At 67.6% G+C, this 11,986-nt stretch carries 8 protein-coding genes and 1 tRNA gene; 3 read left to right on the top strand and 6 right to left on the bottom strand.

The features are described 5' to 3' along the window. Window positions 1-32 precede the first annotated feature (32 nt). Window positions 33-108: transfer RNA gene (locus ACX9GQ_RS16245), tRNA-Phe, on the top strand. Between the two features lie 376 nt (window positions 109-484). Here ACX9GQ_RS16245 and ACX9GQ_RS16240 read toward each other — a convergent pair. From ACX9GQ_RS16240 to ACX9GQ_RS16215, 6 genes are all read right to left on the bottom strand, one after another. Further along, window positions 485-1,132, bottom strand: a complete 648-nt coding sequence (locus ACX9GQ_RS16240; RefSeq protein WP_459630611.1) for a MarC family protein — start codon at window positions 1,130-1,132, stop codon at window positions 485-487. A gap of 56 nt (window positions 1,133-1,188) precedes the next feature. Continuing rightward, window positions 1,189-2,892: an aspartate-alanine antiporter gene (gene aspT / locus ACX9GQ_RS16235; protein ID WP_459630610.1), complete on the bottom strand. Its 1,704-nt coding sequence runs from the start codon at window positions 2,890-2,892 to the stop codon at window positions 1,189-1,191. Window positions 2,893-2,943: 51 nt separating this feature from the next. After that, window positions 2,944-4,251 carry a porin gene (locus ACX9GQ_RS16230; RefSeq protein ID WP_459630609.1) on the bottom strand — a complete coding sequence of 436 codons (1,308 nt, stop codon included), beginning with the start codon at window positions 4,249-4,251 and terminating at the stop codon, window positions 2,944-2,946. Window positions 4,252-4,373: 122 nt separating this feature from the next. Further along, window positions 4,374-4,844: a hypothetical protein gene (locus tag ACX9GQ_RS16225; protein ID WP_459630608.1), complete on the bottom strand. Its 471-nt coding sequence runs from the start codon at window positions 4,842-4,844 to the stop codon at window positions 4,374-4,376. Beyond that, window positions 4,841-6,541, bottom strand: coding sequence for an aspartate:alanine exchanger family transporter (locus tag ACX9GQ_RS16220; protein ID WP_459630607.1), 1,701 nt, complete (start codon window positions 6,539-6,541; stop codon window positions 4,841-4,843). The genes ACX9GQ_RS16225 and ACX9GQ_RS16220 overlap by 4 nt, the downstream gene beginning before the upstream one ends. A gap of 42 nt (window positions 6,542-6,583) precedes the next feature. Then, the gene (locus tag ACX9GQ_RS16215; RefSeq protein WP_459630606.1) at window positions 6,584-9,265 is read right to left on the bottom strand and encodes a decarboxylase; all 2,682 of its coding nucleotides are present in this window, start codon (window positions 9,263-9,265) and stop codon (window positions 6,584-6,586) included. Window positions 9,266-9,527: 262 nt separating this feature from the next. Between ACX9GQ_RS16215 and ACX9GQ_RS16210 the strand changes: the two genes are divergently transcribed. Together ACX9GQ_RS16210 and ACX9GQ_RS16205 are read left to right on the top strand one after the other, a co-directional pair. Further along, on the top strand, window positions 9,528-9,773 hold the full coding sequence (locus tag ACX9GQ_RS16210) for a hypothetical protein (protein WP_459630605.1): 246 nt from the start codon (window positions 9,528-9,530) through the stop codon (window positions 9,771-9,773). Between the two features lie 129 nt (window positions 9,774-9,902). After that, window positions 9,903-11,669, top strand: a complete 1,767-nt coding sequence (locus ACX9GQ_RS16205) for a hypothetical protein (protein WP_459630604.1) — start codon at window positions 9,903-9,905, stop codon at window positions 11,667-11,669. Window positions 11,670-11,986: the final 317 nt, after the last annotated feature.

The raw sequence follows: 11,986 nt of genomic DNA, 5'->3' as shown, positions 1-11,986 counted from the left end.
GTCCGCCGCGGCCCGCCCGCGGAACCGGGCACGCCCAGGTAGCTCAGTTGGTAGAGCATGCGACTGAAAATCGCAGTGTCGGTGGTTCGATTCCGCCCCTGGGCACCATCCCCCTAGCTTCGTCCATCGTCTTTCAACCATCTCGGATCCGTGATTTCCGGGTTCCGCGTTTGGTTCGACACGCGCCGTCCGTCCGTAGCTGGTCCCAACGCACGGAGAGTGGGCCCTGCGACGTTGGACGGGGAGGTCTGGATCGCCGCGGACCCCGCGCGTCCGATTCCGCCGTTGATCGTGGGGACCGAAAGGCTGCGCAGTGGCGTGCCGCTGGACCGGGCGATTCTGGTTGAAGGGTTCCCCTAAGTCCGGCTCGGACGGAGCTCTCCGCGGCTTTCAGGCCGCGCATGCCTCGCCGTGGCCCAAGAGGGCGACGAGGCTATGGCGAAGGCCCTCGGCCCGTGAACCGTCCCGAGTGGCGGCGCGCGGCTCAAGGCTTCTGGAGAAGCCCCGGCAGCACTTCGCCGACACCGGTGAGGATGATCTGGACGCCCACGCAGAGAAGCAGGAAGGCCGACAGCCTCATGATCACCATCGTGCCTTCCCGACCCACGAAGCGCGCCATCCTGGAGACGCGCCCGTAGGCGTGGACGATGGTGAGGGCGATCACGGCGGCGACCGCGACCGAGACGCCGTGGCTGATGAGGAGGCCGTCCGCAGTATCGTGGCTGGCGGCGAGCGTGATGGCCGTGGCGATGGTGCCTGGGCCGGTCGTGATCGGCACCGTCAGCGGAAAGAAGGTCTCCTGGCGGATCGCCGCCATTCCCTTGGTCGAGCGCTCTTCGCTGGCTCCGCTGGGCCGCTCCTCGTGCAGCATCGTCCATCCCGCCGAGATGACGACAAGGCCTCCGGCGATCCGCAGGGCGGCCACGGAGACCCCGAAGAACCCGAGGATGACCGTCCCCGCCAGGAAGGACACGACGAGGACGCAGAACGCGTAGACGGCGACGGAGCGGGCAATGACGAGGCGGTCGTCGTCGTTGAGGTCCAGGGTCCTGTTCAGGAACACGAACGCAAGGCCATAGGGATTGATGATGGCGAACAGCGTTCCAAACTCGAAGAGGAACTGCCCCGTCATGGGTCGGCCTCGCCTCGGGGCATGCAGGACGGCACGGTCCGGCCAGAGGCCATCCGCTAGCCCGCCACCAGGCCGACGATGACCGATCCCCAGGTCGTCAGCAGGATGTGGCCGATGGGAACGGCCGGCGTGTATCCCAGGACCGCCACAGGGCTGCCGGAGCGTTCCTGCACCGCCGCCATGGCCGCCGTCATGGTCTGGGCGCCGGCGAGCGCCCCCAGCACCAGGACCGGGTTCATCCGCAGCACGAGACGGCCGAAGGCCAGCCCCACGATGAGGGGGCTGAGGGTCACGACCATTCCGCCGAACAGGAGGCCCACGCCGGCTTCGGCGATCGACGACAGGAAGACGGGACCGGCATGGAGCCCCGTCATCCCGACGAACGCGGCCAGACCGAGGGACGTCATGAGGCTCACCGCGCCGTCCGGGATGCGCCCGAAGAGGGGGAACCGCGTGCGCAGATGGCCGACAAGCAAGCCAGCCAGCAGGGTGCCGACGCTCGTGCTCAGCGAGATCCGCATGTCGCCGATCGGGAACGTCACGAGGACGCCCACCAGCCCCCCGAGGAAGATGGCCAGCCCGAGCACGACGAAGTCGGTCGTCGTCGTGGGAGCGACGATCACGCCGATCCGCTTGGCGGCGACCCCGATGAGGCTCTCGGGTCCGACGAGCCGCACGACGTCGCCGCGCTGCGCCGCGATGCCGGGAGCGAGCGGAACCTCCTCGCCGCCGCGCAGGATGGCGCGCACGTACAGACCCCGTGTCCAGGCCTCCTGGCCGACCGCGGCAAGGCTCTTTCCGGCGAGTTCGGGATTGATCACGAGGACGTCCGTCATCGCGACCGGAACGTCCAGAAGGTCGCGGTCCTCGACCTCCTCAGCGCGGGGATCGATCGTCTCCACGATGATGCCGCGCGGACCCGAAACCGCAACGACGTCACCGGGAAGGATGCGCTCGTCCCGGCCTGCTTCGATCACGTCCGCGCCGCGGCGGATCCGATGGACGAAGAGCCTGTGTTTGCTTCCGCGGGCCTCCGCCTCGCCGACCGTCACGCCGGCGATCGGCATGTCCTCGCGGACCCGATAGGCTCGCAGCTCGAACTTGCGCCACCCCGATGATACACCCGGCTTGCTGCGCTTGATGCCCAGTTCGCGTTCGAGGTTGAGCGCTTCGGCGCGCAGATCGATCCGCATCAGCGCGGGCGCCACGATGCTGCAGAAGATGATGACCCCGACGGTTCCGAAGATGTAGCAGACGGCGTCCGCGACAGCGACGTGAGCGACCAGCCGGGCGCGTTCCGCCTCCGGAAGCGGGAGAGCGTTGATCGCCTCCGTCGCCGTCCCCATCGCCGGGCTCTCGGTCAGGGAACCCGACAGGAGCCCGGCCGCGAATCCGGGGTCCAGTCCGAGGACACGGGCGACGACGACGACGCTTGCGAGGCCCGTGACGGCGCACACGATGGCGAGCAGCATCGGCTTCAGGCCGTCGCGCTTGAGGGCCTGCATGAACTGCGGGCCGACCGAGTAGCCGATTCCGAAGAGGAAGAGCAGGAACAGGAACGACTTCGTCATTCCCGCGACCGGGACATGCGCGAATTGCCCCACGAGGATACCGGCGAACAGGGACCCGGTGACGGGACCCAGCCCGAAGCCGGCGACCTTGAAGCCGCCGATCCAGTAGCCGACGCCGATCACCAGGAACAGGGCGAGTTCGGGATACCGCACGAGGACGTCCTGCAGGAACGTCGCTGCCGCCGTCATGCATACCCTCCCTCGTGCCCTGCCGTGACGACGGCGTCGCGCCCCCGCGGATCAGAAGTCGCGCTGGAAGCGGATGCGTCCGCCCCAGTTGTCCGGCGACGTGCCGGCCTTGTCGAAGCTGTTGGTGGCGGCGACGTAGGGATAGGCCGAGAGCGGCTCGTCCACGTAGCGGCTGTAGTAGACCTCGGCGCCGATGTTCAGCGCCTTGACGGGCGACCAGATGACGTTGCTGCCCACCGTCACGGCCCGCGCGTCGAACGGGCCCTGCTGGTCGATCCCGCCGTAGGACGCGAAGACCGACTGCCGGACCGACGGTGTCCAGTAGTGCAGCAGGCCCGCCGAGAGGCTGTAGCTCGTCGACAGCTTCATCTCCAGCGTGCCCGGCACCATGACGGCGTCGGCGATGAGGGGGGACTGCGACCCCGCGGTTCCTGCGGTCGTCCACCCGGAATAGTTGCTCGCGCCGTAAGCCCAGACGCCGGAGACCATGAGGACGTCGCCGTCCGCCAGCATCGGCAGCTTCACCTTGACGCCGGCGTTGACGGCGTAGCCGTACCTGGCGTCGACCACGAAGCCATCGGTCGCCGGAAGTCCGTTGAAGGTGCCCGCATAGGGGCCGCCCGGCCGCACCTGGTGCAGCGCGCCGATCAGCACCGCCGTGCCCCAGTCCTGGGTCCATTCGAGCCGAGCGACGACGTCGGGAAGGCTCTGCCCGGCGTAGTCCAGCGTCGTCGGCGCGAAGCCCGCGAAGCCGGGGGTATAGGGCGTGTAGGTGCCGATGCCGACCTGCCGTTCGGTCCGGTCCTCCAGCGAGACCGTCGCCGACCAGCCCCCGCCGAAGCTGGCGGTGTAGGCGAGCGCGTTGATCGACTGGTGGTAGGCGCCGCGGCCCACGACCGTCGCGTCCAGGAAGCCGAAGTCGCCGATCGGCGAGAAGTCGAAGAACGAGTACTCGAGCCGGCCCGCGGTGATGCCCGCGAACTGGATGTAGGCCCAGTCCAGCGTCGTGCTCGCGCTGCTGCCGGTGTTCTTGGTGACGTAGACCCGGGTGGTCGCCCGCACCGGCCCCCAGTCCGTCCCCGTGTAGGAGTCGAGCGTGAGGTAGCCGCGCCCCCGCATCGAGGTGGTGTTGTCGTTGCGGCTAAAGGGCTGATTGAAGAAGTAGTCCGCCCGCACACGACCGGCGATCTTCAGGCAGGTGTCGCTGCCCGGAATGTAGAAGAACCCCGCGCCGAACTGGCTGCAGACCCGGACGTACTCGACCGGGGCTGCCTTGCGCACCGGGAGGTCGGCCGCTTGCGCAGGCACGACCAAGGCAACGCCCGCCAGGAAGCCGCAAACACGGAGAACGCTCTTCATCTGCTCCACTCCAATGCCCCCAAGCCGACGCATCCTGTTCGCAAGTCTGTCCACGGGTTCGCCTGCAGAACACAAACCGGTCGCAACTGCCCGGATCCGCGCAGATCCAGTCGCCACCATCCTCATCGCGTGCCGCGCGAATGTCCCTGTCGCGCCGACGACGACGCATTCACGCGGCCCCGACCAACCGGGTTCCGCTTGCTGCGGCCCCGGGCCGGCTTCGCCGCGACCGACGGGGATGCCGTCCTGGAGGAGGGGGGCGAAGGCGGTTCCACCGTCGGCTGGTTCGGCACCGGTTCGGGCACCTTTTCCGCCTTCGCGTCGATCATCTTGCGCCCGAACTTCGCCAAGGCCTTGAGCGCACGCCGCTCCGCCTTCATGGCCGCCATGGTCTGCTTCACCCGGGAGCGGCCTTCCTTCGAGGCGAACCAGGGCGCGAGGGTGCCGGTTTCACCGTTCTTCCCAGCACCCTTGGGTAGGGGCAGCCCCAGGGCCGCGCGCGCCCTGGCAGCCTCAAGGAAGTCCGCGAACAGTTGGTCGAATTGCCGCGCCATCTCGTCTCCCTTCATCGTCATCCCCTGCACGCCGGTCACTGTGCAAGCACCATGGCGAAGTAGCCGAACACGGTGAGCAGCACGCCCGACACGGCGTAGGCGACGGGGAAGCCGATCCAGGGCACGTTGCTCTGGATCTCCACCGCTGCCTCGCGGCACGGCCCCGAGTGGCTGCGCGCACCCGCGACGCCGCCCATCAGCACGGCCGGGTTCATCTTGAACACGTGGTAGCCGATCGCCCACACGATCACCGGCGGGACAGAGCAGGCGACGAAGCCGACGAGCAGGATCTTCACCGCCAGCGCGCCCGTGAGCTGCGTCAGCAGCGAGTTGCCGGCGTTGATGCCGACGATGGCGACGAAGACCACGAGACCGAGGTCCTCGAGGATGTTGCGCGCCTCGTTCGGCGTGTTGCCGAAGAAGCGGACGCGCGAGACGAGCGACGAGACGATGACGCCGGACACGAGGAGGCCGCCTGCGTTGCCGAGGCCTACCGACGCGCCGAACGCCGGGAACTGGATCGCGCCGATCAGGAACCCGAGGACCATGCCCACCGATAGGGTCAGCAGGTCCGTCGCGGTGCTCGGTCGCACGACCTTTCCGAAGAACGAGCCCACCTTCGTGACGGCATCCTTCAGGCCGACGATGGTGACGATGTCCATGCGCTGCAGCTTCGTGTCGCGCCCCAGCGGGATCGGCACGCCGGAACGTTCGAGGCCGACGACCTGCACCTGGTTGACGTCGGGCAGCGCCCGCATCTGCTGCTGCGTCAGCTTGAGCGCTTCCGCGTTGGTGACGACGATGTCGGCGCGGTCGAGCTCGATGTCGAGCGCCTGCCGGTCGGACACCTCGGGGCCGATCAGCCCCATCTTCTCCGTCATGGTCTCGCGCCGGCCGGCCAAGGCAATGACGTCCCCGAGGCGAAGCTGGAGGTCGTCGGCTGTGCCGAGGCGCTGCCCGTCGCGAACCACGTTCATGACACGGTACTCAGGGTTCTCCCGCAGCAGCGCGGAGACCGTCTTGCCGTTCCAGGTGGCGTTCTTCAGGCGGTAGGCGCGCATGCCGGCGGGCAGCCACCCGGTCAGCGTCTTGCTGTCGCCGCTGGCGACGCCGTTCTCCGCCTCGTAGGAACGGGCAGCCGCCCTCGCGTCGATGCCCCACCAGCGCGGCAGGTACTTGGTGATCAGGATGATCCCGACGGTGCCCCAGATGTAGGTGAGCCCGTACGACAAGGCGATCATCGAGGACACATCCGCCGCGGTCGTCCCGGCCGGCAGCGCCACGACGCCGGCATTGACGGCTTCCTCGGCCGACCCGATGGCCGCCGACATGGTCTGCGATCCGGCGAGCATCCCGCCGGCCGCGCCGGGCGGAAGGGCGAAGAGCTTGGCGCCGGCCACAACGAGGAAGAGGCCGACGAGGCAGCTCACGAACGCCAGGCCGGTGAACTTCAGCCCATCACCGCCGAGGCTGTTCACGAACGACGGTCCTACACGCAAGCCGACCCCGTACATGAACAGGTAGTAGAACATGGACTTCGTGAAGTTATCGAGCTGAAGCGTGACGCCGTAGGCCGATCCCCAGACAGACAGCCCGCAACCGACGATGATGGCAGCGGCGACCATGCCCAGCCCGTACCCGCCGATGCTCTGCCGACCCAGCCACACGGCGAGGCCCACCGTCATGAACAGCAGGATGAAGGGATTGGCGCTGAGGAACTGGAAGAAGGCCGACATGGTCTGGCTGTCCTTCGTCTGGATGGGGAGGTCGGTCGGCCGTCAGGACTCGAGGCGGTCGGGCCTGAGGAGCTTGAGGCCCTTGGCGGCCTCGTAGCCGTGGATCTCCTTCACATCGAGCTTGCGCATGAAGTCGATGATCTCGGGGGTCAGCACCTGTCCCGGCACCATGATCGGGAAGCCCGGCGGGTACGGGATGACGAAGTTGGCGGAGACCAGCGCCGGTCCCTTGGCGAGACGCTCGTCAATCTCCCGCCCGTTCAGCTTCACGTACTCGCAGCGGTCCTCGCTGTAGGCGCCGTAGAAGGCGGTGCGGATGTCGCCCTCCTGCGTCAACTCGCCCGCGTCCTTTCGGAACGCGTCATGGAAGGCGCTGAAGTTCGGCAGGTCCGGCACGTCCTCCATCAGGCTCTTCACCCGCGCCTTGAAGGCGGCGCGGGCGCTCTCGCCGCCGGAGGCGAGGTCTGCCTCGATCTGGCGGCAGATCTCGACCAGCACGCGTATGAGGTGGGCGGCGTCGCTGCGGGTGTTGTTGATGTTGGACTGGAGCAGGACGGAGTTGCGCGACGTCTTGTTGAGCTGGATGTCGTACTGGCTGGCGAGCAGCCCCTTGAACTGCGTGCCGTCGAACCCGGCGGTCCCGCACACGAGGGTCATGCGCGTGGGGTCGAGCAGGAACTCGTCCTCGCGGACGGCCTGGAGCACCGTCGCCCACGACACGTCGTCGGCGAGGTAGTCCTTGAAGCCCGACTGCCGGAACTCCGCGGGGATCATCTCGTCCGCGCCCAGCACGCGGAAGTAGCGGGAGATCAGCGGATGAGAGTTGATCGCCGCGCGGATCTTGATCGCGATGGTGATGGCGTTCATCACCAGCCCGTAGCCCTCCAGCTCCATCTGGCGCCGCGCGACCTCGAGGCTGGCGATGAGCTGCTGGTTGGGACTGGTCGACGCGTGGGTGAAGACCGCCTCGTGGAACTGGCTCTCCACGTGGGGGAAGTCGACGTCGTGGACGAGGACCATCGACCCCTGCCGGATGGCCGACATCGACTTGTGGGTCGAGTTGGTCTGGTACACCCGCAGCCGCACCGCGCGCGGATCCGGGACCAGCCGCGTGTCGAGCAGGACATCGTCGGACGGGTTCTCGCCGAGCGCACGCTGCTGCTGCTCGTAGGCATCGAGCGCGGCAGGATCGCGCAGCGAGGCCTCGATCGCCGCCGCCGCGCCCATGGCGGTGCGCGGTCGCAGGAAGGGCGACCAGTGCGCGAACCCCGACCACGCCTCGTCCCACAGGAAGATGAGGTCGGGCTTGATGGCGAGGCATTCCTCCATCACCCGGCGCGTGTTGTACATGTGGCCGTCGAACGTGCAGTTCGTCAGGTCAAGCATTCGCACCCGGTCGAGGCGTCCCTCGCGCCTGAGGTCGAGCAGCGCCCTCTTGATGGTCCGCAGAGGGACGGCGCCATACATCGAGTACTGCGTCAGCGGGAAGGCCTCGACGTAGAGCGGCTGCCCGCCGCCGAGCACCATGCCGTAATGGTGGGACTTGTGGCAGTTGCGGTCGACGACGACGACGTCGCCGGGCTTCACCAGCGCCTGCACGACCATCTTGTTGCTGGTGGACGTGCCGTTGGTGACGAAGAAGACGTGCTTGGCCCCGAAGGCCCGCGCCGCTGCCTCCTGTGCCTTCTTGATGTTGCCCGTCGGCTCCAGAAGGCTGTCGAGGCCGCCCGTGGTCGCGCTGCTTTCGGCGAGGAAGAGGTTGATGCCATAGAATTCGCCCATGTCGCGGATCCAAGGCGAGCGGAACACGGACTTGCCGCGCGCGATCGGCAGGGCATGGAAGGTGCCGATCGGCCGCTGCGCATAGCGCTTCAGGTTGTCGAAGAACGGCGTCTCGAACCGCGCGGCGATCCCTTCCAGCAGCGACAGATGCAGTTCGAGCGGCTCCTCGACCGAGTAGAAGACCCGCCGCAGGCAGTCCGCCTTGGCGTCGCCGGCGAGCGCCTCCACGTCCCGGTCGGACAGCAGGTAGATGTCGAGTTCCGGCCGCAGCGCCTTCACGGCGCGGGCGAGGTCGATTCCGGACGCGAGTTCCCCGATCCGCGGAACGATGGGGTCGAGCACCGACCGCAGGATGGGCGCGTCATGGCGCGAGCGGAACGGCATGTCGTCGGCGGTGACCACCGCCGCGATGAGCGGGTTCATCATGACGGCCGCGACGGCGTCCTCGAAGGAGCCGACGAAGACGGACTCATAGACGAACTGGTCTTCCCGGCGGCGCAGGCGCCGGATGTCCGCCACCAGCGCAGGCCAGCGGGCCGGCGGCTGCGCGGTGACGAACAGCGTCTCGAAGTACGGCCGGTCGCCGTCGCGGGGCTGGACCACGCTCGGCAGGAAGTTGGCGGTGTCGCTGGCATCATCGCCAGCCTCGAGCGTGGCGTCGTGACGGCCGATCAGGATCGCGTCGGCGATCCGGCGGACCAGTGCCGCGGTCGCCGCCGCATCGTCGCGCTCCATGCACTGCCGCAACGCCTGGATGCCCGCGAGCCCCGGGAAGGCATGGAACTCCTCCAGCACCCCGATCTCGGTCAGCGCGGCGACGACGTCCGCCCGCGTCCTGGTGCCCGCGACCCACGCCTGGGCGGCATCCGAGGCGTTCCGCCAGCGGTCGGCGCGTCCGGCCTGCAGAAGAAAGAACCGATCCAGTCTGTCGGTGTCAGCCATGCCCGCCTCCCATCGCCGACGCCCTTTGCGACGTCGTTCCACGGTCGGTTGAAGGCTATCGGCGCAGGTCCCGTTTGCGCGATGGCGAAAGGGTAAGTTACAGTTACCGGCCGCAAGAAATCTCAAGATATCAGCATGTTGGAGTTCATGTCCGGATGGCTCCGGGCGTGCCGCGGCTGCTCCGCGCAACGGTTACTTGCTTCTTGGGAGGCGCTATCCGCCGCACCATTCACGGGCCGGAAAGCGATCCTCGGAGAGCCGGATGCCCGACCAGAAGCTCCACGCGGCGATCAGTCTGTTTCCCGAGCGGAGCACGCTGATCGTCCGTCTTGCCGAGCGGAGCTGCGTCTTCCGGGCCCTGTGCGGCGATCTCAACGACGTTCGAGAGTTCCTGATGACCCGTGTCCAGGACGGAGACAAAGCCGAGTACGGGCAGTTGCTCCAAGAATTGACGGCTGAATTGGCCGAATGGATTGACGCGCCGCAAGAACATGGAGGCGAGAGCTGAGCTATACGGAATCCCCATCCTTCGTTTGACATTTATCATATCGTAGGCGTTAGCCCCTATTTACGCGGAGTGCCTCCGAACTTAGTTTTGCAATCGTGAGTTCAGCGGCGGGAGGGGCTGTTGACTTCGTTGGCTAACGGCAAGGCGACCGAGATCGCCATCCGCCAGCAGCTCGATCGAATTCTGGGAGGCGCCGATTTCCGGCGCTCCGAGCGGCTGTCGAAGTTCCTTCGCTTCATCGTCGAAGAGGCCCTCGCCGGCCGAGCGGACCGGCTGAAGGCCTACACGATCGCCCTTTCGGTCTTCGACCGGCCCGCCTCCTTCGATCCCCAGACAGATCCCCTCGTGCGCATCGAAGCGACCCGTCTTCGGCGGGCTCTGGAGCACTACTACCTGACGGAGGGTGGCGCGGACCCGTTGGTCATTGGGGTGCCGAAGGGCGCCTACGTGCCCCAGATCTCATCAAGGCACGATGAGCCGGAGGAGGCGTCCCCCTCGCCGAAGCCGCAGCCCGAGCCGTCGCCGGTTGTTCCGTCCGCCGTTTCGTCGCGGTGGTTCAGGTCCGTCCGACTGGGAATGCCGACCTTGTTCGCCCTCGCGGGGCTTGCGGCGACGCTGGTCGCTGGCGCAATCCTTCGCGGCGGATGGGGCAGCGGGGCCGACGGGGCGCACCAGCAACCACCCGCCTTGGCCGTCCTGGCGTTCCGGTCGGGCAACGCGGATGAGTTGGGGCAGAAGATCGCCGATGGGCTGGACGAATACCTGATCGACGAGCTGGCGAAGCTCGGAGACGTCCGTGTGCTCGGCCGGTCGACGTCGCAGCTCGTCGATCAGCTTCGCGATACCGGCGTCCTCGCCGAAAGCCTGAACGTCCGCTACCTCCTGGAAGGCAGCGTGACGACGGCGGAGACGCGTGCGACGGTGGGAGTGCGCCTGGTCGCGTTCGACCAGAGACGGGTCGTCTGGTCGGCCCGTATCCCGCTGACGTTACCCCAGGATGTCGGCAAGGCACGGGAGCAGGTGGCCACTGCCGTCGCCCGCATTCTCGCGCAGCCCTACGGTACGCTGTACCAGATGGAAGCGGTGAGAGCCGGTCGCAGTCCCGCAACGACTGCGGAGGCAGCCAACTGCCAGTTGCGCTACTACCAGTATCGCACGGCGATCTCCCCCGACGCCCATCGGGCCGTTCTCGCGTGCCTCGAAGAGGTTGTCAGCCGCTCACCGGGTGAAGCAACGGCACGGGCCATGCTGGCCATGGTCCAGCTGGACAAGATCAGGTTCAGCCTCAACGCGTCCGAGCCTTACGCGACGATCGTCAGGAAGGCTTCCATGGCTGCGGAAGAAGCCCTCGCTCTCGAGCCCGACAACATCCGCGCCCTGCAGGCCGCCATGCTGGCGAGGTTCTTTGCGGGCGACATCCAGGGCGGCCGGGCGGCCGGGGACCGGGCGCTGGACATCAACCCCGCGGACAGCGAGGTCCTGAGCGAGTACGGAACGCGCCTGGCGCAGATCGGCGATTGGTCGCGGGGTGCGCGGATGCTCGAAGCGGCCCTGGAGCAGAACCCGCCGAATGCGGGCCTCCTGCGGGGTCACGCGGCCTTCGTGACGCTGATGGAGGGCCGGCCGGACAAGGCCGCGGCTCATCTTCAGAGGATGAACCTCGAACCGCACCCGTCGGTCCTGTTCGTTCGCATGCTGGTCAGTGCGGAGACTGGCGACATGCGCACCGCCCGCGAAGCGCTCGCCACCCTCAGGCAGCGAGCCCCCGGTTTCATCAACGACCTGAACACGCAGACCAGCATCCGCAACATCCCGCCGCTCGACCTGGAGCGCATCAAGGCGATCGTCCAGCGCGTCTCGTCGACGGCGCTCGCGAACTACGTCGAGACGCGTTGAGCTGTCGAATGCCGGCATCCCGGGCAGACGATTGCCCCCCGTTCACGGCATCCTGCGGGCATGGGAAGGCCCCAGTCCGCTTCGGCGCTCTCGCCCAGGGGCAATGCCGTTCCGACGGTGTAACTTACAGCAAGTGCGGCCCGGGTTGTTGCGCCCGCTGCAATCGCGGTGGCACCCTCTGAGGTGATTGGGAAGACATTCACCGGAGAGGCGATCGTGTCGACGACCATCCATCCGGCTGCCCCGCATGCGCTGCCGGTGTTCATCGGCGGGCCGGACGGCAGCGACCCGCTGCTGGTCGGCATGGCCGTCTTCCT

It is taken from the genome of Alsobacter sp. R-9 (assembly GCF_054612375.1).
Note: the sequence above shows the minus strand (reverse complement) of the source record. Positions and strands in the feature narration are given on the sequence as shown.

Bases quoted from the DNA above. Each gene is read 5' to 3' on its own strand.
- ACX9GQ_RS16240 (WP_459630611.1), bottom strand. From the start codon at position 1,132: ATGACGGGGCAGTTCCTCTTCGAGTTTGGAACGCTGTTCGCCATCATC.
- aspT (WP_459630610.1), bottom strand. From the start codon at position 2,892: ATGACGGCGGCAGCGACGTTCCTGCAGGACGTCCTCGTGCGGTATCCC.
- ACX9GQ_RS16230 (WP_459630609.1), bottom strand. From the start codon at position 4,251: ATGAAGAGCGTTCTCCGTGTTTGCGGCTTCCTGGCGGGCGTTGCCTTG.
- ACX9GQ_RS16220 (WP_459630607.1), bottom strand. From the start codon at position 6,541: ATGTCGGCCTTCTTCCAGTTCCTCAGCGCCAATCCCTTCATCCTGCTG.
- ACX9GQ_RS16215 (WP_459630606.1), bottom strand. From the start codon at position 9,265: ATGGCTGACACCGACAGACTGGATCGGTTCTTTCTTCTGCAGGCCGGA.
- ACX9GQ_RS16210 (WP_459630605.1), top strand. From the start codon at position 9,528: ATGCCCGACCAGAAGCTCCACGCGGCGATCAGTCTGTTTCCCGAGCGG.